Consider the following 24,458-nt stretch of genomic DNA (forward strand, 5'->3'; position numbering starts at 1 on the left):
GCGGTGCCCGCTCAGCGGATGTCGGCTCAGCGGATGTCGGCTCAGCGGATCTCGGTCGAGGCGGCCTCGGCGGCGGTGGAGCCGGTGGCCGGCTGCGGGGCGTCGTCGGCGCCCAGCGGGTGCGTGCGGTAGTACTCGGCGAGCCGCCGCATGCCCTCCTCGATCGTCACGGCCGGCGTCCAGTCGAGCACCTCGCGGGTGGTCTGCTGGTCGAACCAGTGCGCCGTGGACAGCTGCTCGGCCAGGAACGCCGTCATCGGCGGCTCGTCGGCCCCCGGCCGCAGCGCCCACAGCTTCTCGATGAGCTTCCCGGCCACGCGGGCCACCGCGCCGGGGACCCGGCGGGTCGGCGGCTGCACGCCCGCCGCCCGGCAGAATCCGGAGATCAGCTCGCCCACGGTGCGCGGCTGGCCGTTCGTCACCACGAGCGCCTGCCCGTGCGACCACTCGATCCGCTCCAGCGCCCGCACGATCGCCTCGGCGGCGTTGTCGATGTAGGTGGTGTCGATCAGCGCCGCGCCGTGGTCCAGCAGCGGCATCCGGCCCCGGGCGGCCCGGTCCACCACGCGCTCGACCAGCTGGGTGTCCCCGGGGCCCCACACGATGTGGGGGCGCACGGCCGTGACCCGCAGGCCCCGGCCGTCCGCCTCCAGCGCGAGCAGCTCCGCGGCGGCCTTGGACCGGGCGTAGTCGCCGCGGGCGTGCACGGGGTCGGCCGGGCGGGCCGGCTCGCCCACGATGGACACGCCCGTGTGGGCGACCGAGGGGGAGGAGACGAACACGACGTTGTCCACGCCCGCGCGCCGGGCCGTCTCCAGCAGCACCCGGGTGCCCGTGACGTTGGTCAGCACGAACTCGTCCCAGTCCCCGGCGAAGGAGACCTTCGCGGCGAGGTGGACGACGTCGTCGACGCCCTCCAGCGCGCGGGCCACGGCGTCGGGGTCGGTCACGGAGCCCAGGACCTCCTGCACGCCGGGATGGTCGGCGAGGGCGGCGTGCCCGCGCTGCAGCAGCCGCACCGTCCAGTTCCGGCTGCGCAGCAGGCGGGCCACGTGCTCCCCGAGCATCCCGGAGGCGCCGGTGACGAGCACCGTGCGGCCGCGCCCCTCCAGCTCCCGGGGCCCGCGGTCCACCTCGTGGCTGCCGGTGCCGGCCGGCGGGGCGCTCTCCGTCACGGCGGCGTCGTAGGCGGGGACCTTCTCGTCGTGCGGGCCGTCCTTGCGGTGCTTGCCGTTCACGGGTTCCTGATCCTTCCTCCGGCCAGGGCGGCGTCCGCCCACCCGGCCAGCAGGGCTCGGTCGATCTTGGAGTTGTGCCGGATGTCGGTGGGGTGCTCGGGGAGCACCAGGACGGCCGCGAGGTCCATGCCGGTCGCCTCCCGCACGGCCTCGCGCACGGCGCCGGTCAGCAGGGGATCGGCGGGTCCGGGCCGCGGGGCCGGCGGAACGGTCTCCGCGACGGCCACGGGCACCTGGGCGCCGGCCGGGCCCACGCCGACCACGGCGACGCGGCCCACCCCCGGCACGGTCTGGGCCGCGTGCTCGGCGGCGACCGGGGTGCGCACCCCCCCGGCGGTCACGATCACGTGGGCCAGGCGGCCCTCCACCCACAGCCGGCCGGCGGCGTCGACGTGCCCCACGTCCCCGGTGCGGTGCCAGCCGGGCAGCTGGGTGCTCCGGTGCTCCGTGACCCACAGGCGGTCGTAGCGGTCCTTCACGTGCGGGGCGCGGGCGACGATCTCGCCGGTGGTCCCGGCCGCGGTGGTGATCTCGTCGCCGGGCACGCCGTCCGGGCCGAGGGGGGTGACGCCGAGCTCGGCCCCGTGCACGGCGGTGCCCACGCACACGCCGTTGCCGGCACCGGCCACGGGGGAGCCCCCGGCCGCGGTGCCGTCCCGGCGGGCCTGCCGGATCGTGCCGAGCGTGACGTCGGTGAGGGGCAGCCCCTCCGTCATGCCGTAGGGCGTGTGCAGGGTCGCGGCCGGCACCAGCTCCTGGAACCGTTCCAGCAGCGCCTCCGGCAGCGGCGCCCCGGCCGAGAGCACCAGCTCCACGCGGGCCAGGGCCAGCCGCTGGCCCTCGTCGAGCTCGTGCGCGGTGGCCAGGACGTTGGTGATGGCGGCCGGGGACAGGAACACCGCGGTCGCCCGGATCGCCGAGGCGGCGTCGGCCAGGGCCCGGGCCGTGAGGGTCTTCGGGGCGGTGACGTCCATGTCCGGGGTCACCGAGGTGGTGCCCATGGCCGGTCCGAGCAGGGCGAACGGCGCGAAGCCGGCCACGAGGCCGGTGCCGGCGGACAGGCCGTAGGTGCCGCGCACGGCGTCGCGCATCGCGGAGAGCTGGCGGTGGGTGTACACCACGCCCTTGGCCGGGCCGGTGGACCCGGAGGTGAACAGCACCACGGCGTCCGCCTCGGGGTCCGGGGCGGGCAGGTCCGCCCGCGGCGCGGACTCCAGCAGGCCGGGGACGTCGTGGGCCACGCCGAGGGCGCGGCGGGAGACCGGGTCGAGGCGCTCCAGGGAGATCCGGGTGCCCGGCCAGCCCAGCGCCCGCCCGGCGACCAGGGCCTTGCGGATGCCCACGAGCCAGTCCGGCGCGGCGCCCTTGAGCGCCCGGGTGAGCCCCTTGGGGCCCAGCCCGGTGTCCGCGACGACGACGACGGCGCCGACGCGCAGGCACGCGTAGAGCAGTGCGGTGAGGTCCGAGCCCGGCGGGACCATGAGGTTCACCCGGTCCCCGGGACGCACCCCGATGCCGGCCAGACCGGCGGCGAGGCGGTCGACCCGGTCGGCCAGCTCCGCCCAGCTCAGGCTCGCCCTGACCGGGGCCGTGCTCGCCGGCGGGCCGGAGGTCTCGGTGCCGGGGGCCATGTCGACGACGGCGAGGCCGAGGTCGGCGCGGCGCTGCTCGAGCTCCGCGTGGAAGGGAACGTGGGCGCCCCGGGCCGTGGCGCGGCGCTGCACGTGCAGCTCGCGCCGGGTGGGGTCGGGCCCGAAGCGGTCGGCGAGCCAGGCCATCACCGGGCCGGCGATGTCCCGGGCCTCGGGCAGCAGGTGCTGGGCGCCCTCGTAGCGGTGGACGTCGGCGTGCGGCAGCCGCCGCATCAGGTCCTGCAGGTAGCGCTCCTGGAAGACGGGGTCCCCGATGCCCCACAGGAGGAGGGCGGGGACGTCCATCCCGGCCACGCCGGCGGCGATCTGCTCGAAGCGCGCGTGGGAGGGGTGGTCGGCGGGCACGGGGATGTCGGCCACGAAGTGGCGGATCGCCTCGCGCCGGGCGCGCGTGGCGTACGGGGCCCGGTAGGCGGCCCGGACGTCCGCGGGCAGGGACGGGTGCGCCAGCGCCAGCGCGACGTCGAGGAAGGCCGTGGTGCGCTCGGTGAGCAGCCCGTGGGCGGCCGGGGCCAGGGCCAGGCGCAGGGAGGCGGGGATCTCCTCGGCGCCGTCGTGGTGGACGGCGGTGTTGGTGAGGACCACGCCGCGGTGCACGTGCGGGTGCTCCAGCGCCCAGCCGGAGGAGATGAGTCCGCCCCAGTCGTGGGCGAGGGTCACCACGGGCGTGGTGGCGTCGTCGAGGCCGAGCTCGGCGGTGAGGTCGGCCAGGTCCCGGACCCGGTCGTCCAAACGGCGGAAGAGCCCGGTGCGCTCGGAGAAGCCCATGTCGAGCTGGTCCACGGCCACGACCCGCCAGGGGTTGGCGGGGTCGACGCCGGCGGCCAGGACGTCGCGCCACAGGTAGGACCAGGTCGGGTTGCCGTGCACGGCGAGCACCGTGCCGCGCGGGGTCAGCCCGGCCGCCTCCAGGGAGGCCGCGTTGTCCAGCAGGTGCCAGCGGCGGCGGCGCCCGGGCACGGGCTCCACGGGCGCGGTGGAGGCGACCGTGACCGTGCGGGACCAGACCGGGTCCACCCCGGGCAGCGGCACCTCCGTCATGGGCAGCCGCGCCGCGACCGGCCCTTCGTGCTGGGGGGTCGTGGACGGTCGTCTGCGTGCCATGGGCGTGGGGCTCCTCGTCGGGTGCGGGCGTGCGGGTGCGATCGGGCGGCGCTCAGCGCCGGGGGATCACCAGTCGATCTCCATGTACGTCGCGTTGAGCCCGGAGCCGACGCCCAGCAGCAGGACCCGGTCCTCGCGCTCGAGCCGCTCGGCCTCGAGGGCGAGGGTCATGGGCAGGGCCGCGGCCGCGACGTTGCCCCAGAAGGGGAAGGTCAGCGGGAACCGCTCCGGGTCGATCCCGACGTCCTGGAACAGCTTGTTGGTGTGGGACATGGAGACCTGGTGGCCGATGTAGCGGTCCATCGCCGACCACTCCCAGCCGTCCTGGTGCGCGTCGTGCCAGGCGTCCGCGAGCAGCCCCACGCCGTGCTTGAGCAGGCCCGTGGCGTCGGTGTACATGCCGTCGAAGCCGCCGATGCACAGCCCGTGGTGCTCGGTCGCGGACCGCGTCACGGACCCCGCGATGCGGTGGCCCTCCGGGTGCCGGTCGGCCGGGCCGACCACGGCGGCGGCGGCCCCGCAGCCGAGGGTCAGGGTGGCGAACTCGCGCACCACGTCCGCCCGGGTCACGTCCGGGCCCTGCAGCCGCTCGTAGGTCTCGCGGTGCCAGGGGGTCGGGTCCTCGCCGGCGACGACGACGGCGTAGTCGATCGCGCCCGAGTCGATCATCGTGGAGGCGATCGTGAGCCCGTTGACGAAGCCCAGGCACGCGTTGGTGACGTCGAAGTTCAGCGCGGAGGGCGCCAGCCCGAGCCGGTGGTGCACGGACACCGAGACCGCCGGCTCGTAGCCGTCGCGGGTCACCGAGGCGTTGATCAGCAGCCCCACCTGGTCGGGGCGGACCCCCGCCCGGGCCAGCGCCGCCTCGCCCGCCTCCACGGCGCCGTCGGTGAAGTGCCGCCCCGGCGACCACACGCGCCGCTCGTTGACGCCCGCGAGACGCTGCAGCAGCCCCTTGGGCATCTTCAGCCGCGCGAACGTGTCCTCCAGGACCTCGTCGGCGTGGGACGAGGGCACCACCTCGTCGGCCTCGACCTTGGTGATGGCCAGGAGTGCGGCGTTCTGGTGACGGATCGAGGAATTACCGGTCAAGGTCTCTGGCTTTCGTTAGGGTCTCGCCGACGCCCCGCTCCGGCGCCGGGCAGGCGCGGTCACGGGTCGGCAGGTCGTGCTGGTCGCGGTCAGTCTACCGGCCGGTCGCCGGCGCGGTGCCCGGGCCCCGCCGTTTCTCTGCAGGCTTAGCTTTGCGTCCCGCCCGCCCCTGCCCGGACCGCGCCGCCGCGCCGGGACGCGCCCGAGTACAGTGGGGGCGACCCCCGACCCCCAGCCCAGGAGACCGGCCGCCCGTGCACCTGAAGACCCTGACCGTGCGGGGGTTCAAGTCCTTCGCCTCGGCCACCACCTTCGAGTTCGAGCCCGGGGTCACCGCCGTCGTCGGGCCCAACGGCTCGGGGAAGTCCAACGTGGTGGACGCCCTGTCGTGGGTCATGGGGGAGCAGGGCGCCAAGTCGCTGCGCGGCGGGAAGATGGAGGACGTCATCTTCGCGGGCACGGCCGGGCGGGCCCCGCTCGGCCGCGCCCACGTGGCCCTGACCATCGACAACGCCGACGGCGCCCTGCCGATCGAGTACTCCGAGGTCACGATCGCGCGCACGCTCTTCCGTTCGGGAGGCTCCGAGTACGCGATCAACGGGCGGGCCTGCCGGCTGCTCGACATCCAGGAGCTGCTCTCCGACTCCGGGCTCGGCCGGGAGATGCACGTCATCGTGGGCCAGGGCCAGCTGGACCGGATCCTGCACGCCACGCCCGAGGAGCGCCGCGGGTTCGTCGAGGAGGCCTCCGGGATCCTCAAGCACCGCCGCCGCAAGGAGCGCACGCTGCGCAAGCTGGAGGCCATGCAGGCCAACCTCGACCGGCTCGAGGACCTCACCGCCGAGATCCGCCGCCAGCTGACCCCGCTGGGGCGGCAGGCCCGGGTGGCCCGCCGCGCCCAGCGGATCCAGCACGACGTCCGCGACGCCCGGGCGCGGCTGCTGGCCGACGACCTCGTCCGGGCCCGCACCTCGCTCGCGGTCGACGAGGACCTCGAGCGCCGGCTGCGCGCCGAGCGCGCGCAGGCCGAGCAGGACCTCGACGCCGGGCGCGCCCGGCAGTCCGACGTCGAGGCCCGCGCCGCGCGCGCGACGCCCGCGCTCAACGCCGCCCGGGACACCTGGTACCAGCTCACCGCGGTGCAGGAGCGCTACCGGTCGCTGGCCTCGCTCGCCGCCGAGCGGCGCCGGCTGCTGGGCCCGGCCGCCGAGCCCGCCGAGCCGGCCCGGGACCCGGACCGGCTCGCCGCGCAGGCCGCCCGCACCCGCGCGGAGCAGGACCTGCTGCTCGAGCAGGTCGAGGACGCCACGGACGGGCTCGCCGCGGCCATCGAGGACCGGGAGGCCGCCGAGGCCGCCGCCCGGGCCCAGGACGCCGTGGTCACCGGGCTCCTGCGCGCGGCCGCCGACCGGCGCGAGGGCCTGGCCCGGCTGACGGGCGCCGTGGCGGCGGCCCGCTCCCGGGTGGAGGCGGCCGAGAACGAGCTCGCCCGCCTGCACGGCACCCGCGCCGAGGCCGGGGGGCGGCGGGAACGGGCGGGCGCGGAGGCCGACAGCCTCGCCCTGGCCTCCCGCGAGGCCGCCGGCGCCGCCGACCGTGCCCGCGCCGAGCACGAGGCGGCGGACGCCGCGGCCGGGACCGCCCGCGCGGCCGCCCGGGAGGCGGAGGCCGCGGCGCAGGAGCTGCTGCGCGCCCACGACGCCCAGCGGGCCCGTGCCGAGACCCTGCGCGCCGCGCTGCGCCAGCCCGACGGCTCCACGGCGGTCCGCGAGCGCCACGCGGACGCCGTGCTGGGCGCCGTCGTCGACCTCGTGGGCGTCGAGCCCGGGTGGGAGCGGGCCGTGACCGCCGCCCTGGGCCCGCTCGCGGAGGCGCTGGCCGTGCGCTCCCACGGCGCGGCCGTCTCGGTCTTCGAGGCCCTGCGCGGCGACGGGGTGGGCCGGGTCCACCTCCTGGTCGCCGACGGCGCCGGGCCGGGGGAGGTCCCCGTCCCGCCGGAGGTCCTGGCCCTGGCGGGGGTCCGGCCCGCGGCCGCCGTCCTCGGGCCCGGGGCGGGGGGAGCGGACGACGACGCCCGGCGCGGCGCGGCCGCGGTCCGCGCCCTGCTGGTCGGCACCGTGCTCACGGAGGACGCGGCCACGGCGGCCCGCGCCGTGGCCGGCCGGCCCGGGCTGACCGCGGTGACCCGCGACGGCGACGTGTTCACCGCCGCCACCGCCTGGGGCGGGGCCGCGGAGGCCGCCGGCACGCTCGAGACCCGCGCCGCCGCCGAGCGCGCCGAGCAGGAGCAGGCCCGGCTCGCCGCCGCCCTGGAGCGGGCCCGCGCCGCGGCGCGCGCGGCGGGCGTGGAGCGCGACGCCGGCCGCCGGCGGGCCCAGGAGGCCGCGGCGACGCTGCGCGCGGCCGAGCGCAGCGCCGAGCGGGCCGCCTCCGAGCTGTCCCGGGTCCGGGCCGTGCTGGACTCGGCCGCGGCGGAGACCGGCCGCTTCGAGGAGCAGGTCGCCGCCGCGGACCGGCACCTGGCCGCGGAGCAGCACCGCCTGCGCGAGGTCGCCGACCGCCTGCAGGCGGCCGAGGAGCTCGGCGAGGAGGACACCGAGGACGCCCAGCTGGAGGCCGCCGCCCGCCGCGAGGAGCTGCACCGCGCCGCCACCGCCGCCCGCGCCGCCGAGACCGAGGCGCGGCTGGCCCTGCGCTCCCTCGAGGAGCAGGCCCGTGCACTGGGCAACCGGGCCGCCTCCCAGGAGCGGGCCGCCGCCGCCGAGCGCCGGGCCCGGGAGGAGGCCGAGCGCCGGGCGCACCGCCGCCGGCTGCAGGCCCGCAACGCCGAGGCCGTGCTGGCCGCGGCCGAGCAGCTGCTGGTCCGGGTCGAGGCGTCCGTGGCCGCCGCCGCGGGGGACCGGGACCGGGCGGAGGCCGTGCGCGCCGGCCTGGACGCGGAGCTGACGGAGCTGCGCGGCGCCAACGACCGGATCGCCGCCCGCGTCGCCGAGCTCACCGACTCCGTGCACCGTGACGAACTGGCCCGGACCCAGCAGCGCACCCGGATCGAGGCCCTCGAGGCCCGCTCCCTGGAGGAGCTGGGCCTCACCCCGGACGCGCTCGTGGAGCACTACGGGCCGCACCTGCCGATCCCCGACCCCGACGCGGGGACCGGGACGGAGGAGCCGGAGGACGCGGCGGACGGGCAGGACGCCCTGTTCGGCGCCGTGGCGGGAGCGCCCTTCGTGCGGGCCGAGCAGGAGCGGCGGCTGCGCCGGGCCGAGAAGGAGCTGGCCTCGCTGGGCCGGGTGAACCCGCTGGCGCTGGAGGAGTTCGCGGCGCTCGAGGAGCGGCACCGCTTCCTCGCCGAGCAGCTCGAGGACCTGAAGCGCTCCCGGCAGGACCTGCGCAGCATCCTGCGCGAGGTGGACGAGCACGTGGAACGGGTCTTCACCGAGGCCTACGCCGACACCGCCCGGGAGTTCGAGGGCGTCTTCGCCACCCTGTTCCCCGGCGGCGAGGGCCGGCTGCGGCTCACCGACCCGACGGACATGCTCAGCACCGGCATCGACGTGGAGGCGCGCCCGGCGGGGAAGAAGATCAAGCGGCTGTCCCTGCTCTCCGGCGGCGAGCGCTCCCTGACGGCGATCGCCCTGCTCGTGGCGATCTTCAAGGCCCGCCCCTCGCCGTTCTACGTGATGGACGAGGTCGAGGCGGCCCTGGACGACCGCAACCTCGGGCGGCTGCTGAGCATCTTCCGCCAGCTGCAGGAGACCTCGCAGCTGATCATCATCACGCACCAGAAGCGGACCATGGAGATCGCCGACGCCCTCTACGGGGTGGCCATGCGCGGGGACGGGGTCACCACCGTGATCGGGCAGCGGCTCGCCGAGCTGCGCTGAGCCCGGCACCGGCCCGGTCACCTGTCGATCGGTCACCCGTCGATCGATCACGCATCGACCGGTCACGCATCGACCGGTCACGCATCGACCGGTCACGCATCGACCGGTCACGCATCGATCGGTCGCGTATCCCGCGGCACCGCGCCCGGGCGGGCCTACGGCCGGGCCGGGCGCGCCGCCGCGGTGTCGGGGCGCTCCATGGTGTCCCGCACGGGCAGCCACGCCCCGGCCGCGAGCAGCATGATCGCCCCGGAGACGCCGAAGGCCCAGCCGAAGCCGGCGGCGTCGGCGAGCGCGCCGGCGACCACGGGGCCCAGGATCTGCCCGGCGTCGGCGCTCATCTGGAAGCGCGCGAGCACCGGCCCGCCGGCCCGGTCCGGCCCGATGACGTCGGCCACGGTGGCCTGCTGACCGGGGTTCAGCGTCCCGGAGCCCATGCCCGCCACGAGGGACAGGACCACGAACCACGGCACGTCCTGGACCAGGCCCAGGCCCATGGTGGCGACCCCGTTGACCAGCAGCCCGGAGAGCACCAGCGGCTTGCGCCCGAACCGGTCGGTCAGCCGGCCGGTGACCGGCAGGGCCAGGGCGTTGCCGGCGGCGTAGACCGCCAGCGCCAGGCCGGCCACCGCGGAGCCCGCCCCGAGGACGGCGACCGCGAACAGCGGCACGAGGGCCACCCGGATCCCGTGGGCGGTCCAGCCGTTGGCGAAGCTGGAGACCAGCGCGGAGCGGTAGGCGCCCACCTGCCGGGCCTCGGCCACGGTCATGACCGGCTGGTTCCTCCGGTCCCGGCCGGCGCCGAGCACCTCGTCCTTGAGCCGGAAGTGGACCACGGCCACCGCCACGAGCAGGGCGCCCGCGTAGATCAGGAACGGGGCCTGCATCCCGAGCCCGGCGAGCAGGCCGCCCACGACCGGGCCGAGCACCCCGCCCACCAGGAACGCCGAGGCGTAATAGCCGGAGACGCGGCCCCGCATCCGGGGCGGGGCCAGGCGCACGATCAGGCCCATCGCGGAGATCGTGAACATCACCGACCCGATCCCGCCGAGCCCCCGAAACAGCAGCAGCTGCCAGTAGCTCTGGGCGAACGCGGTGGCCGCCGAGGACAGCGCCACGATCAGCACCCCGGTCACGTAGGTGGGACGCTCGCCGATCCGGTTCAGGATCCGCCCGCCCGCCGGGGCGAACAGGAGGCGGGCCACGGCGAAGACGCTGACCACGGCCGAGGCCGCCGCCACCCCCACCCCGAAGGTCGTGGCGAACTGGGGGAGCACGGGCGCCACGATCCCGTAGCCGATCGCGATCACGAAGGCGGCGGCGATGAGCACCGTGATCTGCTGGGGGACGCGGTCGCGCTCGGGCGCGGGGGCGGGAGGCTGAACGGGCACCCGTCGAGTCTAGGACTCCGGGGCGCGCACGGCCCCCGCCGCCGGGTCCCGCCAGGGGTGGTGTGAGAAGCTGGGAGGCGTGGATTCGATACCCGTTCTCGTATACGTGCTCATCGCCGTCGTGGTCCTGGGTCTGCTCGGCCTCGTGCTGCTGCGCGGCCCCAAGGCGCCCCGCGGCGGCTACCCCTCCACCCGGGACGCCGACGACCTCGAGGGCGGCCCCGGCGAGGCCCCCGGGGACCTGGAGCCCGGCACCGCCCCGGCCCCGCCCGCCGACACCCGCCCGGCGCTGGACCGGCCCGAGTCGGCGTCGTCGCGGATGGCGCGCCTGCGCGGGCGGCTGGCCCGGTCCAACAACGTCCTCGGCAAGGGCCTGCTCGCCCTGCTCTCCCGCGACCGGATCGACCAGGACGTGTGGGACGAGATCGAGGAGACGCTGCTGCTGGCCGACCTCGGCACGGACGCCTCGATGGAGCTGGTGGAGTCTCTCCGGCGCCGGGTCACCGTGGAGGGCACCAGCGACCCCGCGCACGTGAAGGCCATGCTGCGGGAGGAGCTCGTGAAGCTCGTGGACCCCACGCTGGACCGGTCGCTGGCCGTGTCCCGCAAGGGCCCCGTCCCGGCCGTCGTCCTCGTCGTGGGCGTCAACGGGGTCGGCAAGACCACCACCGTGGGCAAGCTCGCCCGCGTGCTCGTCGCCGAGGACAAGGACGTGCTGCTGGGCGCGGCCGACACCTTCCGGGCCGCGGCGGCCGACCAGCTCTCCACCTGGGGGGCGCGCGTGGGCGTGCCCACGGTGCGCTCCGACGTCGAGGGCGCCGACCCCGCCTCCGTGGCCTACGACTCCGTGGTCGCCGGCATCGAGCAGGAGGTCGACGTCGTGATGATCGACACCGCCGGCCGGCTGCAGAACAAGGCCGGCCTGATGGACCAGCTCGGCAAGATCAAGCGGGTCGTGGAGAAGGCCGCCGTCATCGACGAGGTCCTGCTGGTCATCGACGCGACCACCGGGCAGAACGGCATGACCCAGGCTCGCGTGTTCTCCGAGGCCGTGGACGTCACAGGCATCGTCCTCACCAAGCTCGACGGCACCGCCAAGGGCGGCATCGTGGTCGCCATCCAGAAGAGCCTCGGGGTCCCGGTCAAGCTCATCGGCCTGGGCGAGGGCCCGGACGACCTGGCCCCCTTCGAGGCGGAGGGCTTCGTGGACGCCCTGCTCGACTGACCCGTCCCCCGAACGCCCCACGGGCCCGCCGCAATTTACACGCGCGTCATCATTGCGGCGGGCCCGAAACATGTCCGCAACCCGGCGCGGCGGCGGACGAAACATCTCTCTCGGACACTCGAGGTGAACGGTGAGCACCGGACGGCCCCGCGGGGAACGGGCCAGTGGCACCGGTGACCGACCAACCTTCAGAGAGAGGTGCACATCGTGGAAATCACTGCTGGACACGTGTGGACGATCGTCGCGGCAGCCCTGGTCTTCTTCATGACCCCCGGACTGGCGCTGTTCTACGGCGGGATGACCCGGGCCAAGGGCGTCCTGAACATGATGATGATGAGCTTCATCTCCATCGCCATCGTCTCGGTGGTGTGGGTGCTGTGGGGCTACTCGATGAGCGGCGGGGACCCGCTCCTGGGCGGGGTCACCGGCAGCCCGGTGCCCTCCTTCGCCCTGGCCGACATCCTGGGCAGCGAGGACCTCCTCGGCGCGGCCTACGGCGGGACCTTCGCCATCATCACCGTCGCCCTGATCTCCGGGGCGATCGCCGACCGCGCCAAGTTCGGCGCCTGGGCCGTCTTCGTGCCCGTCTGGGCCACCCTCGTCTACGCGCCGCTGGCCTACATGGTCTGGGGCGGCGGGCTGCTCACCGAGGACGGCGCCGTGGGCTCCGCCCTCGGCGAGGCCATCGACTTCGCCGGCGGGCTCGTGGTGCACATCAACGCCGGCGTCGCGGCGCTGATCCTCATCATGATCGTCGGGGCCCGCCAGGGCTTCGGCAAGGACCCGAGCCAGCGCCCGCACAACCTGCCGCTGGTGATGCTCGGCGCCGCCATCCTGTGGTTCGGCTGGTTCGGCTTCAACGCCGGCGCGGCCGGCACGGCCGAGCAGGCCGGGCTGATCTGGATCAACACCCTCGTGGCGCCCTCCGCGGCGATGCTCGGCTGGCTGCTCACCGAGCGGATCCGCGACCACCACGCCACGTCCCTGGGCGCCGCCTCCGGCGCCGTGGCCGGGCTCGTGGCCATCACCCCGGCCTGCGCCAACGTCTCCCCGGTGTGGGCGATCGCGCTGGGCTTCGTGGCCGGCATCTGCTCGGCGCTGGCCGTGGGGCTCAAGTACCGCATGGGCATGGACGACTCGCTGGACGTGATCGGCGTGCACCTGGTCTCCGGCGTCGTCGGCACCGTGGCCCTGGGCTTCGTGGCGCTGCCGTCCGAGGGCACCGCGGGGCTGTTCTACGGCGGCGGCTTCGGCCTGCTGCTCACCCAGGTCGTGGCGGTGCTCGTCTCGGTGCTCTACTGCGCCGTGCTGACCTTCGTCATCGCCTTCGTCATCGACAAGACCATCGGCTTCCGGATCCCCCAGCGGGACGAGATCGACGGCATCGACATCACCCAGCACGCCGAGTCCGGCTACGCCCTGGCCGGGGACGCCACGGGCTCGTTCACCCCGGGCCGGCACGCCGCCGGCGAGGAGGCCGCCGCCTTCGAGTCCGGCCGCTCCCAGCCGGTGCGCGGCTGAGCCGTGCGACGGCGCCCGACGCATCCCACCCCCACGAAAGGCAGCTCTTCCATGAAACTCGTCACCGCGATCGTGCGCCCGGAGAAGTTCAAGGACATCAAGTCCGCGCTCGAGTCCTACGGCGTCCAGGGCATGACGGTCCAGAACGTGCACGGCTACGGCCAGCAGCGCGGGCACACCGAGGTCTACCGCGGCGCGGAGTACACGGTGGACCTGCTGGAGAAGGTCCGCGTGGAGATCCTCGTCGACGACCACCAGGCCACGGACATCGTCGACGTCATCGTCTCCTCGGCGAACACCGGCCGCGCCGGCGACGGGAAGGTGTGGGTCACCGACGTCCGGCAGGCCGTGCGGGTGCGCACCGGCGAGCGCGACGAGACGGCGCTCTGACCGCTCGGTCCCCGCGGCCGGCCCCCTCCCGCGGGAGGGGGCCGGCCGCCGTCGTGTTCGCCCACGCGCCCCCGTCGGGTTCGCCGTCGTGTCCGCCGTCGTGTCCGTCGCGTGACGGCGGCGGGGCCGGGGCCGCCCGGAGTTGCTAACCTTGGACACTGACCCGCCACACCGGGCCGGGCCGCGGCCCGCGGCGCAGACCGCGGCGCACCGGCCGACTCCCTCGACGAAAGCAGCTTTCGACCCGTGTTCAATTCACTGTCCGACCGGTTGACCGCCACCTTCAAGAACCTCAAGGGCAAGGGCCGCCTGACCGAGGCGGACGTCGACGCCACCGTGCGGGAGATCCGCCGCGCCCTGCTCGACGCCGACGTCGCCGTCCCGGTCGTGCGCGAGTTCACCGCCGCGGTCAAGGAGCGCGCCCTCGGGCTGGAGGTCTCCGAGGCGCTGAACCCCGGCCAGCAGGTCGTGAAGATCGTCAACGAGGAGCTGCAGAACATCCTGGGCGGGCAGACCCGCCGGATCCGGATGGCCAAGACCGGCCCCACGATCATCATGCTCGCCGGCCTGCAGGGCGCCGGCAAGACCACCCTGGCCGGCAAGCTCGGCAAGTGGCTCAAGGGCCAGGGGCACCGGCCCCTGCTCGTGGCCTCGGACCTGCAGCGCCCCAACGCGGTCACGCAGCTGCAGGTCGTGGGGGAGCGCGCCGGGGTCCCGGTCTACGCCCCGCACCCGGGCACCACCTCCGAGTTCGACGACCCCACCGGCGACCCCGTCCAGGTCGCCCGTGACGGCGTGGCCCAGGCCCGCGCGCGGCTGCACGACGTGGTCATCGTGGACACCGCCGGGCGCCTGGGCATCGACGAAGCGCTCATGGCGCAGGCCCGCGACATCCGCGACGCGGTGCAGCCCGACGAGGTGCTCTTCGTCATCGACGCGATGGTCGGCCAGGACGCCGTCAACACGGCGCAGGCGTTCAACGAGGGCGTGGACTTCACCGGCGTGGTCCTCTCCAAGCTCGACGGCGACGCCCGCGGCGGCGCGGCCCTGTCCGTCGCGTCGGTGACCGGCAAGCCGATCATGTTCGCGTCCACGGGCGAGAACGTCGACGACTTCGAGCAGTTCCACCCGGACCGCATGGCCTCCCGGATCCTCGACATGGGCGACGTCCTCACCCTGATCGAACAGGCCGAGAAGCAGTGGGACCGGGCCGAGGCCGAGAAGATGGCCCGGAAGTTCACCGACCAGGAGGACTTCACCTTCGAGGACTTCCTGGTGCAGATGCAGCAGCTGCGCAAGATGGGCTCGATGAAGAAGATGCTCATGATGATGCCGGGCGCCGCCGGCATGCGCGAGCAGCTGGAGAACTTCGACGAGCGCGAGATCGACCGCGTCGAGGCCATCGTGCGGTCCATGACCCCGCACGAGCGCGTCGCCCCGAAGATCATCAACGGATCCCGGCGCGCCCGCATCGCCAAGGGCTCGGGCGTCACCGTCTCGGAGGTCAACCAGCTCATGGAGCGCTTCGCGCAGGCGCAGAAGATGATGAAGCGGCTGGCCCAGGGCAAGGGCGTGCCGGGCATGCCCGCCGGCATCCCGGGCATGCCCGGCGGCGGCGGGGCCAAGAAGGGCAAGGGCAAGAGCTCCGCGAAGAAGGGCGGCTCCCGCTCGGGCAACCCCGCCAAGCGCGCCCAGGAGAACGCCGCCCTCGAGCAGCAGCGCAAGCAGAAGGCGCCCGCCGGCTCGGCGTTCGGCGCCGGGCAGGCCCAGCCGGACCCGGCGGACCTGAACCTGCCCAAGGGCTTCGAGAAGTTCCTGGGGAAGTGACGCCCCGATGAGCTCCTACCTCTCCGAGCCCGAGCTGAAGAAGTTCGTCGACTCCCTGCCCACCCGGCGCCTGGCCGCCGAGGCCCTCATCCGCGACCCGCGGGGCCGGGTCCTGCTCGTCGAGCCCAACTACAAGTCGGACTGGACCGTTCCCGGCGGCACCGTGGAGGCGGGGGAGGACCCCCGCACCGGGTGCTTCCGGGAGGTCGTCGAGGAGGTCGGTCTGCACCTGGCCCCCGGCCGGCTGCTCGTCGTGGCCCACGGGGTGGCCATGGGCATCTGGGGGGACTCGGTCTCCTTCGTCTACGACGGCGGGGTGATCGACGCCGACACCCCCATCACGGTGCAGGAGGAGGAACTGCTCAGCCACCGCTGGACGGCGCCGGAGGAGCTGGACGCGTACCTGCGCCCGGGGCTGGCTCACCGCCTGCGCGCGGCCCTGGACGCCCTGGCGGACGGAACGGTGGCGGAGCTCGTCGACGGCCCCCGCTGAGCCCCTCCGGGCGCGTCCCGGGTGCCCGTGCCGGCCCCCGGGACGGTCGGCCCGACGGCGTAGCATGGACGCCATGACCTCACTCCCCGCCGACGACGTCGCGTCCTCCACCTCCGCGTGGGACCTGGTCCCCGCCACGGTGGTCTGCGCGACGGAGACCCCCGCCGCGCAGGCCACGGAGCCCCGGCCCTCGTGCGAGGAGATGCGCGCGGTCATCGCCGGGCACCGCCTGATCAGCGCCTACGCGGAGGGCCCCCGGGCCACGCAGCTGATGTTCCTCGCCGACGCCGAGGGCCGTTTGGCCCGCGCCGCCGCGGACGGCTCGGTGGAGGCCGGGGGCACCCTCGACGAGCTGGCCGGCGCCCTCGCCCGGGCCACCGGCCACCGGTTGCAGCCCGAGCACCCCGGCCTGCGCCGGGTCCTGCTGGTCCACCTGGACGCCCCGGACCTGCCCGTGCTGGCCGCCCTGTCCGGCACCGGGTTCACCGCGGTCTCCCGGCACGGCTGGTCCGTGGTGGTCTTCGACGCCGAGGTCGACTTCTGGACCGTGCGCACCGGCCTCGCCGAGACGGCCGTGGCGCTGTCCTCGGACGGGGCCACCCGCTCGTTCGAGGTCCTGCTCGCCGGGGAGGACCCGGCGTCCGTCACCGATCTGGAGGCCGCCGACGCCGTGTGCGCCCTCGAGTGGGGCCCCGAGTGGCGGCCCACCGGCGGGGCCGGCGCCGAGGCGGAGGAGACCCCCGCCGGGCGGTTCGAGCGCGACCTGGTCCGGCTGTGCGCCGGCGGCACCTCGGAGCTGCAGACCGAGTCCGTCGCCTCGGTCTTCGACCTCGACCCGGCCGAGACGAACCGGCTGCGCAACTACGTGCTGGGCGAGTCCACCGACCTGGTCCTGGAGTCCGTCCTGCAGCTGCTGGGCCTGCCCGCGCTGGCCGCCAAGGTGGTGGAGGGCAGCCGCGAGATCACCGAGCTCGAGGGCGCCGAGCACTACGAGCCCGCGGCCGTGGGCGCCGCGCTCCTGCAGGGTCTCACCATCGAGCCCACCGGGGACGGGCTGCTCGCCCGCTACCAGCGCGCCCTCGTGCGCCGGCCCGAGCTGCTGCTGGCCCTGGCCGGCACCGAGACCGCCCTCGGGGTGGGGCTCGCCGGCGCCGCCAGGCGCGGCGGGTCCGGAGCGCGCGTGCTCGGCACCCTCTCGGCGGCGCTGCTCGCCGACGCCGCGGCCGAGAGCGCCTACTACGCCGCGCTGCGCGGGGCCCGCCACCGGCGCGCCGGCACACGCCCCGGCACGGTCGCCGCGGACGACTCCCCGGCCGCCGAGCTGCTCGCCGGGCCGGCCCCGGCGCCCGGCGCGCGGGCGCGCTGGCGCCGCTTCTTCGGCCTCGACCGCGGCTGACCCGCGGCAGGCCCGCGGCAGACGGACCCGGAGCGGGGTCCCGCCGGCCCCGGACCGGGCACCGGGCTCCCTCGGCAGACGGACCCGGAGCGGGGTCCGGCCGGGCTAGCGTGGTGGCGTGCACACTCCATCCAGCACCGACCCCGGGACCGTCCCCGACCTCACGGTCCCTCCCGGCCCCCTCCAGCGGAGCGTCGACGCCGCGGAGGCTCCCGGCACCGGCCACGGCACCGGTGACGGTCCGGCCGGGGCGCCGCGGCTGCCGTTCCCCGACCGGTTCACGGCCTGGCTGAACGACCCCGAGGACCCCTTCTGGGAGCGCCCCGGGCCCACGCCCGCCCAGCGGCGCCACGACGTCCTCGGCACCGCCGCCTTCCTGGCGGTGGCCCTGTTCAGCGCCGTGCTGATGCACAGCTACGTGGGCGTGCCGGAGACGGAGGAGCCGTGGCTGATGTACGTCGGCGTGAGCGCGCTGATCCTCCCGCTCGCGGTGCGGCGCCGGTTCCCGGTCGGCGTGCTCCTCGTCTCCTCGGTGCTGTTCTTCGCCTTCTACTACATCAGCATCGCGGCGGCCTTCCTGCTGGCCTACCAGGTCGCGTACTTCGCGGCCCTGTACGCCGCGGTGGCCTGGGCCCGCGACCGCAGCGCGATGCTCATCGCCCTGTCCGCGGTGATCGGGTGCATGGCACTGTGGCTGGTCGTGGAGCTGACGATCACCCAGGCCTACGCCGAGATCGTCGAGGCCCAGGAACCGGTGGACGGGCCGCTGCCGCAGGTCCTGGCCGTCCAGCTGCACGCCGGTCTGGTCAACGTCGTGTACTTCGGCGGCGCGGTGCTCGCCGGCCGGGCCTCCTGGCGCTCGGCCCTGCAGCGGCACCGCCTGGCGGGCCAGGCCGAGCGGATCCGCGAGCAGTCCGCGGAGATCGCCCGCCGCGCCGTCGTCGACGAGCGGATGCGCATCGCCCGGGAGCTGCACGACGTCGTGGCCCACCACGTCTCGGTGATCGGCATCCAGGCCGGCGCCGCCCGCAAGGTCCTGGACCGGGACCCCACGGCCGCGGCGGCGGCCCTGCGCACCGTCGAGGAGTCCAGCCGCGCGGCGGTGGGGGAGATGCGCCAGCTGCTCGGCGTCCTGCGCGCGGAGGACGAGACCGGGGACGCACCGGCCGGCCGCGGACCCGATCCGGGGCTCGCGGACATCGCCGCCCTCGCGCACCGGCACGCCGAGAACGGGCTCGCGGTGGACCTGCGCACCGTCGAGGCCGTGCCCGGGGACCTCGGCCGGGTCCCCGCCGGCCTCGGGCTCTCCCTGTTCCGGTGCGCCCAGGAGTCCCTCTCCAACGTGATCCGCCACTCCACGGCCACCACGGCCTCGCTCGTCCTGCGCACCGGGCGCGGCCCGGGCGGACCCTGGGTCGAGCTGGAGGTGCTCGACGGCGGCTCGCCCCGGTCCGGCACCGCGGGCACCGGCTTCGGGCTGCAGGGACTGCGCGAGCGGATCCGCCTGCACGGCGGCGAGGCGGAGATCGGGCCGCGGTCGGGCCGGGCCGGATGGCGGGTGCGCGCCCGCTGCCCCCTGCCCGCGGACGGCTCGCCGGACGGGGCTGACGCGGCAGCCCCGGCACCGGTGGGAGGATCGGGAGCATGATCCGCGTCCTGCTCGCCGACGACCACGCCCTGGTCCGCTCCGGCTTCGCCATGGTCCTGTCCGTCGAGGACGACATCGAGGTCGTGGCCCAGGCCGCCGACGGCGCCGCCGCCGTCGCCGCGGCCCGGAACGGGGCCGTGGACGTGGCGCTGCTGGACGTGCAGATGCCGGTGATGGACGGGATCGAGGCGACCCGGCGGATCGTGGGCACGGGCTGCGCCAAGGTCGTCATCGTCACGACCTTCGACCGGGAGGACTACCTCTTCGACGCGCTCGCGGCCGGCGCCAGCGGCTTCCTGCTGAAGAACGCCGACCCCGACGACCTCGTGGAGGCCGTGCGCGCCGTCGCCGGCGGGCACGCCCTGCTCGCCCCCGAGGCCACGCTGCGCGTCATCCGCGCCCTGGCCGCCGACGCCTCCCCGGCCGCCCCGGAGCCGGCCCCCGCCCCGCCCGACCCCGGGCAGCAGCGGATCGTGGCCTCCCTCACCGAGCGCGAGCACGAGGTCCTGCGGCTGGTCTCCGAGGGGCTGTCCAACGCGGAGATCGCCCAGCGCCTGTTCCTGGGCCCGGCCACGGTCAAGACCCATGTGTCCAACATCCTCGCCAAGACGGGCTCCCGCGACCGGGTGCAGGCCGTCGTCTTCGCCCACCGGGCCGGCCTGGCCGGCTGAGCGGGCTCCGCCCCCAGGCGGAGAGCCGGGCGGATCCGGGCTCCGTCCCCGTGGGGATTCGCGGCCGCGCCGCACTTCCTAGGCTGGAGCCGAGCCGCCCGGCGCCCCGCGGGCAGGCACCCGGCCGAGAGGACCCCCGTCCCATGAGCACCACCGTGACGCCCGAGGCGGGCACCGCCCGCGGCCGGCCCCGCCCCGACGGGCACGTCCTGGAGGCCCGGGGGCTCAGCCGCACCTTCGGGGGCCGCACCGTGGTCGACGACGTCTCCTTCACCGTGGCCCCCGGCCGGATGACCGGCTTCGTCGGGGCCAACGGGGCCGGCAAGACCACCACCATGCGGATGCTCATGGGCGTCCTGCGCGCCTCCTCCGGGCAGGTCCTCTGGGACGGCCGCCCGATCACCGCGGCCGACCGCGCCGGCTTCGGCTACATGCCCGAGGAGCGTGGGCTCTACCCCAAGCAGCGGGTCCTCGACCAGCTGGGCTACCTCGGCCGGCTGCACGGCATGAGCCGCCGCGACGCGCTCGCGGAGGCCGCCCGGCTGCTGGAGCGCTTCGGCCTGGCCGGGCGCGCCCAGGACCGGCTCGAGTCCCTGTCCCTGGGCAACCAGCAGAAGGTCCAGGTCGCGGCGGCGCTGCTGCACGGGCCCGCCGCCCTGGTCCTCGACGAGCCGTTCTCCGGACTGGACCCGGTGGCGGTGGACGCCATGGTGGAGCTGCTGCGGGAGCGGACGGCCCGGGGTGTGCCCGTGCTCTTCTCCAGCCACCAGCTCGAGCTCGTGGACCGCCTCTGCGACACGCTCGTCGTCCTCTCCGGCGGCCGGGTCCTGGCCGCCGGCACCGCCGACGAGCTGCGCCGGGCCGGTCCCCGCCGGCACCGGCTGCGCTGCGAGCAGGACACCGGGTGGGTGCGCGACGTGCCCGGGGTGCGCGTCGTCGACGTCGACGGCCCGGCCGCGGTGCTGGAGCTCGAGGACGGCGCCGCGCGCGCCCGGCTCCTCGAGCGGGCCGTCCGGCACGGGCTCGTGGAGTTCGCCGAGATCGTCCCCGCCCTGACCGACGTCTACCGGGAGGTGACCCGGTGACCGCCCGCCCGCCCGCGGACCGGCCGTGGTGGACCGTCACGGCCCGCGAGATCGCCGTGAAGCTGCGCGACCGGTCCTTCCTGCTCTCGACGGCCGCCACGCTGCTCCTGGTGGCCGTCTCGATCGCCGCCTCCGCCCTGCTCGGGGACCGGGCCGCCGAGCACGTCGTGGCCACGGCCGGCCCGGAGGCGGCACCCGTCACCTCACGGGCCGCCCAGGCCCTGGCCGACGCCGGCGAGGACACCCTGACGGTGCACAGCACGGGCTCGGCCGACGCCGCGCGGGCAGCCGTGGCCGCGGAGTCCGCGGACGCCGCGCTGCTGCTCGAGCTCGACGGCTGGACGGTGGTCGGCCGGGACGGCGTGGACCCCGGTCTCGGCCGGGCCCTGGAACAGGCGGTCGCCGACGCGACCCTCGACGCCAACGCCCGCGCGGCCGGCACCACGGCCGAGGAGCTCACCGCCGGCGCCGAGGTGCGCACCGAGCTGCTCGCCGGCGGGACGGACCGGGGACCCGTCCGCCTGGCCATGGGATTCGCCTTCGCGCTGCTGTTCTACCTCTCGGCGATCGTCTTCGGCATGGCCATCGCCCACTCCGTGCTCGAGGAGAAGCAGAACCGGGTCGTGGAGATCCTCGCCACCGCCGTCCCGATCCGGCAGCTGCTCTACGGGAAGGTGCTGGGCAACTGCCTGCTCGCCTTCGGGCAGATCGCCCTCTACGCCGTGGTGGGCCTCGTGGGCGTGAACGTCGCCGGGACCGCGTCCGACGTCGGCTGGGCGCTGGCGGCCTCCGGCTGGTTCGTGGCATTCTTCGTGGCCGGCTTCGCCGCACAGGCCTCCGTCTGGGCCGTGCTCGGCTCCCTCGCCTCCCGCCCCGAGGACCTGCAGAGCAGCACCGGGCCGATCCTGGCCGTGCTCGTCGGGGCGCTGTTCGTGGGCCTCTACGCCGAGGGCGCCTGGCTCACGGCGGCCTCCTACGTGCCCGTGGTCTCCTCCGTGGCCATGCCCGTGCGGATGCTCGGCGGCGACGTGGCCTGGTGGCAGCCCGTGCTCTCCCTCGCCGTGGCCCTCGCCGCGGCCTGGCTGCTGCTGCGGGCGGGCGAGCGGATCTACGAGCGCGCCGTGTTCCAGGGCGGTCGCTCCCTGGGCTGGCGGGAGGTGGCGCGCCTGGAGCCCTGACACCGGCCCGGACCCGCGGCGGCGAGCCGGGCCGCGCGCCGGTGGGCGGCGGACTTGACCGCGTCTGGCATACTGGACGGGTACTCGATGCGTGCGGTCCCTCTCGCCGCACGTTTCTCGTGTCCACAGAACCCCTGCGACCGGCCCGCCCCACGGGAGCGAGACCAGGGCGTTCACCTCATCCAAGAACCAGGAGAGTCCACACCAGTGGCTGTTAAGATCCGTCTCAAGCGCATGGGCAAGATGCGCGATCCCCGTTACCGCCTCGTCGTCGTCGACTCCCGCAAGAAGCGCGACGGCCGCGTCATCGAGGAGATCGGCAAGTACCACCCGACCGAGCACCCCTCCTACATCGAGGTCGTCTCGGAGCGCGCCCAGTACTGGCTCGGCGTCGGTGCCCAGCCGTCCGAGGCCGTCGCCGCCATCCTCCGGGTGACCGGTGACTGGCAGCGCTTCAAGGGCGAGGAGGGCGCCGAGGGCACCCTGCAGCAGCCCCAGGGCAAGGGCGAGTTCGTCGCCCCCGACAAGGGCTCCGTGATCATCCCCGAGGCGATCACCCCCAAGGGCGAGAAGACCGAGACCGCCGCGCCCGGCGCCGAGTCCGACGACGCCCCCGCGGCTGACGCCGAGAAGGCCGAGTAGTCGTGCTCGCCGACGCGTTGGAGCACCTCGTCCGCGGGATCGTGGACAGCCCCGATGACGTCGACGTCCGACTCAAGAGCGGGCGCCGGGCGGAGACCCTCGAGGTCCGGGTCCGCCCGGACGACCTCGGGCGGGTCATCGGACGCCAGGGCCGCACCGCCAAGGCGCTGCGCACCGTGATCGGTGCCCTCGCCGAGGACGGCCCGGTCCGGATCGACGTCGTCGACACCGACCGCCGCACCCGCTGAGGCGGGCCGGGCGCACCCGCGACCGGCCCCGCCGCCCGCACGGTCCCCGCATCCGCACCGGATGCGGGGACCGTCGGCGTTGACGGCCCCCGCGCCGTCCGCACCCCGACCCGGCCCCCGGCCGCACAACCCCCAGGAGCGCACATGTTGGTCCAGGTCGCCCGCATCGGCAAGCCCCACGGCATCCGCGGGGAGGTCACCGTCCAGCTGTTCACGGACGCCCCCGAGGAGCGCTTCGCCCCCGGGGCGCGGCTGCGGCTCGAGCCGTCCTCCCCGCTCGCCCCGCAGGGGACGGTCACCGTGCGTGGGGCCCGTTGGAACAAGGCCGTGCTCGTCGTCGCCCTCGAGGAGGTGCCCGACCGCAACGGCGCCGAGTCGCTGCGCGGCACCCTGCTCTTCGCCGAGGCCCAGGACGAGGACCCGGAGGCCGAGGAGTGGTACGAGCACGAACTGGTCGACCTCGAGGTCCGCACCGGGCCCGAGGACGGCAGCGGCCCGCGGATCGGCGTCGTGACCGGGCTGCGCACCATGCCCGTCCAGGACCTGCTCGAGATCACGCTGGACGAGGACGGGCGCGAGGCCGCGCTGCCCTTCGTGGAGGAGATCGTGCCGGTCGTCGACCCCGAGGGCGGCTTCGTCGTCGTCACCCCGCCACCAGGGCTGCTCGAGCTCGGCCTGGAGGACAGCGCCCCCGAACCCGGCGCCCCCGGGCCCGTCGGCCCCGAGCACGACGCCCCGGAGGACGGGCGCTGATGCGCATCGACGTCGTCAGCATCTTCCCCGAGTACCTCTCCGCCCTCGACCTCTCGCTGATCGGCAAGGCCAGGGAGCAGGGGCTCCTCCAGCTGACCGTGACCGACCTGCGCGAGTTCACCGCCGACCGGCACCGGACGGTCGACGACACGCCCTACGGCGGCGGCGCCGGCATGGTCATGAAGCCGGAACCGTGGGCGCTGGCCCTCGACGCCGCCCGCACGCGCGGCCCCGCGGGAGCCGGGGCCCCCGAGCAGCGGCCGGTGCTCGTGGTGCCGTCCCCGGCCGGTGAGGTCTTCACCCAGGCCACCGCCCGGGAGCTCGCCCTGCGGGAGCACCTCGTCTTCGCCTGCGGGCGCTACGAGGGCATCGACGAGCGCGTCGTCGAGTGGTCCCGGGAGCACTTCGAGGTGCGCCCCATGAGCCTGGGCGACTACGTGCTCAACGGCGGCGAGGTCGCCGTGCTGGCCATGGTCGAGGCGATCGGGCGGCTCGTGCCGGGCGTGATCGGCAACCCGGAGTCGCTCGTGGAGGAGTCCCACTCCGACGGGCTGCTCGAGTACCCCGTCTACACCAAGCCCGCCCTGTGGCGGGACCGGCCCGTGCCGGAGGTCCTGCTCTCGGGCCACCACGGGCGGATCGCCCGCTGGCGGCGCGACCGACAGCTGCAGCGCACCGCGGCCCGCCGCCCCGACCTCGTCGCCGCCCTGGACCCGGCCGGGCTCGACCGCGCCGACCGCGACGTCCTCGCCGCGGCCGGCTGGGTCGTGTCCGGCGGCCGGGTGGTGCGCGACGGCGCGGGCGGGGGAGACGCCCAGGGGCATCCTGTGGCATAATGACCAGCTGTGTCTGCTGGGCACGCCCCTGCCGCAGGGGGATGAGCGACCAACAGCAGGGCACCCGGGCACCCCCCTTCGGGGTCCCGGCCACCACGTCTTGCGGATTCCGCACCCGGCCCGGGCACCGCCCGGGCCGCAGCACGGATCCGTGCCGACCCACGTGAGCGACCTGCGGCGTTCA

The 24,458-nt window shown here is 75.6% G+C and carries 19 protein-coding genes; 15 read left to right on the top strand and 4 right to left on the bottom strand.

The genetic code is table 11. The features are described 5' to 3' along the window. Nucleotides 1-41: 41 nt before the first annotated feature. The 3 genes from GMA12_RS01600 to GMA12_RS01610 all read right to left on the bottom strand — a co-directional run bounded on the left by GMA12_RS01600 (nt 42) and on the right by GMA12_RS01610 (nt 5,086). The gene (locus GMA12_RS01600; protein WP_162459334.1) at nt 42-1,238 is read right to left on the bottom strand and encodes an NAD-dependent epimerase/dehydratase family protein; all 1,197 of its coding nucleotides are present in this window, start codon (nt 1,236-1,238) and stop codon (nt 42-44) included. Then, nucleotides 1,235-3,931 carry an alpha/beta fold hydrolase gene (locus GMA12_RS01605; RefSeq protein ID WP_156266769.1) on the bottom strand — a complete coding sequence of 899 codons (2,697 nt, stop codon included), beginning with the start codon at nt 3,929-3,931 and terminating at the stop codon, nt 1,235-1,237. Before GMA12_RS01605 ends, GMA12_RS01600 begins: the two co-directional genes overlap by 4 nt. A 129-nt stretch (nt 3,932-4,060) precedes the next feature. Further along, a complete protein-coding gene (locus GMA12_RS01610) occupies nt 4,061-5,086 on the bottom strand; it encodes a 3-oxoacyl-ACP synthase III (protein ID WP_156266486.1) in 1,026 nt (341 codons plus the stop codon). 254 nt (nt 5,087-5,340) lie between these two features. Between GMA12_RS01610 and smc the strand changes: the two genes are divergently transcribed. Next, nucleotides 5,341-8,970 (top strand): chromosome segregation protein SMC, encoded by a 3,630-nt coding sequence (gene smc / locus GMA12_RS01615; RefSeq protein ID WP_162459335.1) that lies wholly within the window; start codon nt 5,341-5,343, stop codon nt 8,968-8,970. Nucleotides 8,971-9,125: 155 nt separating this feature from the next. Here the strand turns inward: smc and GMA12_RS01620 are convergent, their stop codons facing one another. Next, nucleotides 9,126-10,361, bottom strand: a complete 1,236-nt coding sequence (locus GMA12_RS01620) for an MFS transporter (protein ID WP_162459336.1) — start codon at nt 10,359-10,361, stop codon at nt 9,126-9,128. Between the two features lie 79 nt (nt 10,362-10,440). On the opposite strand from GMA12_RS01620, the gene ftsY reads away from it, so the two are divergent. The 14 genes from ftsY to trmD all read left to right on the top strand — a co-directional run bounded on the left by ftsY (nt 10,441) and on the right by trmD (nt 24,274). Beyond that, the gene (gene ftsY / locus GMA12_RS01625) at nt 10,441-11,586 is read left to right on the top strand and encodes a signal recognition particle-docking protein FtsY (protein WP_170301013.1); all 1,146 of its coding nucleotides are present in this window, start codon (nt 10,441-10,443) and stop codon (nt 11,584-11,586) included. A 207-nt stretch (nt 11,587-11,793) separates the two neighbouring features. Further along, nucleotides 11,794-13,107, top strand: coding sequence for an ammonium transporter (locus GMA12_RS01630; RefSeq protein WP_370829879.1), 1,314 nt, complete (start codon nt 11,794-11,796; stop codon nt 13,105-13,107). 51 nt (nt 13,108-13,158) lie between these two features. Continuing rightward, on the top strand, nt 13,159-13,497 hold the full coding sequence (locus tag GMA12_RS01635; RefSeq protein WP_047805187.1) for a P-II family nitrogen regulator: 339 nt from the start codon (nt 13,159-13,161) through the stop codon (nt 13,495-13,497). A gap of 246 nt (nt 13,498-13,743) precedes the next feature. Beyond that, the gene (gene ffh / locus GMA12_RS01640) at nt 13,744-15,324 is read left to right on the top strand and encodes a signal recognition particle protein (protein ID WP_162459337.1); all 1,581 of its coding nucleotides are present in this window, start codon (nt 13,744-13,746) and stop codon (nt 15,322-15,324) included. A 7-nt stretch (nt 15,325-15,331) separates the two neighbouring features. Further along, nucleotides 15,332-15,817, top strand: a complete 486-nt coding sequence (locus GMA12_RS01645; protein WP_156266490.1) for an NUDIX domain-containing protein — start codon at nt 15,332-15,334, stop codon at nt 15,815-15,817. Nucleotides 15,818-15,890: 73 nt separating this feature from the next. Beyond that, nucleotides 15,891-17,213 carry a hypothetical protein gene (locus GMA12_RS01650; RefSeq protein WP_156266492.1) on the top strand — a complete coding sequence of 441 codons (1,323 nt, stop codon included), beginning with the start codon at nt 15,891-15,893 and terminating at the stop codon, nt 17,211-17,213. A 118-nt stretch (nt 17,214-17,331) separates the two neighbouring features. Beyond that, nucleotides 17,332-18,861, top strand: a complete 1,530-nt coding sequence (locus GMA12_RS19470; RefSeq protein WP_206064618.1) for a sensor histidine kinase — start codon at nt 17,332-17,334, stop codon at nt 18,859-18,861. Continuing rightward, entirely contained in the window at nt 18,858-19,532 is a 675-nt protein-coding gene (locus GMA12_RS01660; RefSeq protein ID WP_156266494.1) for a response regulator, read from the top strand. The genes GMA12_RS19470 and GMA12_RS01660 overlap by 4 nt, the downstream gene beginning before the upstream one ends. Nucleotides 19,533-19,675: 143 nt before the next feature. Further along, nucleotides 19,676-20,617, top strand: coding sequence for an ABC transporter ATP-binding protein (locus GMA12_RS01665; RefSeq protein ID WP_156266496.1), 942 nt, complete (start codon nt 19,676-19,678; stop codon nt 20,615-20,617). After that, complete coding sequence (locus tag GMA12_RS01670; RefSeq protein WP_162459338.1) at nt 20,614-21,795, top strand: ABC transporter permease; 1,182 nt, start codon at nt 20,614-20,616, stop codon at nt 21,793-21,795. The genes GMA12_RS01665 and GMA12_RS01670 overlap by 4 nt, the downstream gene beginning before the upstream one ends. Nucleotides 21,796-22,002: 207 nt before the next feature. Next, nucleotides 22,003-22,437, top strand: coding sequence for a 30S ribosomal protein S16 (gene rpsP, locus GMA12_RS01675; protein ID WP_062734640.1), 435 nt, complete (start codon nt 22,003-22,005; stop codon nt 22,435-22,437). 2 nt (nt 22,438-22,439) lie between these two features. After that, nucleotides 22,440-22,685 carry an RNA-binding protein gene (locus GMA12_RS01680; protein ID WP_162459339.1) on the top strand — a complete coding sequence of 82 codons (246 nt, stop codon included), beginning with the start codon at nt 22,440-22,442 and terminating at the stop codon, nt 22,683-22,685. A 144-nt stretch (nt 22,686-22,829) separates the two neighbouring features. Further along, nucleotides 22,830-23,438, top strand: coding sequence for a ribosome maturation factor RimM (gene rimM / locus GMA12_RS01685; RefSeq protein WP_156266500.1), 609 nt, complete (start codon nt 22,830-22,832; stop codon nt 23,436-23,438). Next, the gene (gene trmD / locus GMA12_RS01690; protein ID WP_156266502.1) at nt 23,438-24,274 is read left to right on the top strand and encodes a tRNA (guanosine(37)-N1)-methyltransferase TrmD; all 837 of its coding nucleotides are present in this window, start codon (nt 23,438-23,440) and stop codon (nt 24,272-24,274) included. Before rimM ends, trmD begins: the two co-directional genes overlap by 1 nt. The last annotated feature ends 184 nt before the right edge of the window (nt 24,275-24,458 follow it).

This window comes from Kocuria sediminis (assembly GCF_009735315.1).
Classification (GTDB): domain Bacteria; phylum Actinomycetota; class Actinomycetes; order Actinomycetales; family Micrococcaceae; genus Kocuria; species Kocuria turfanensis.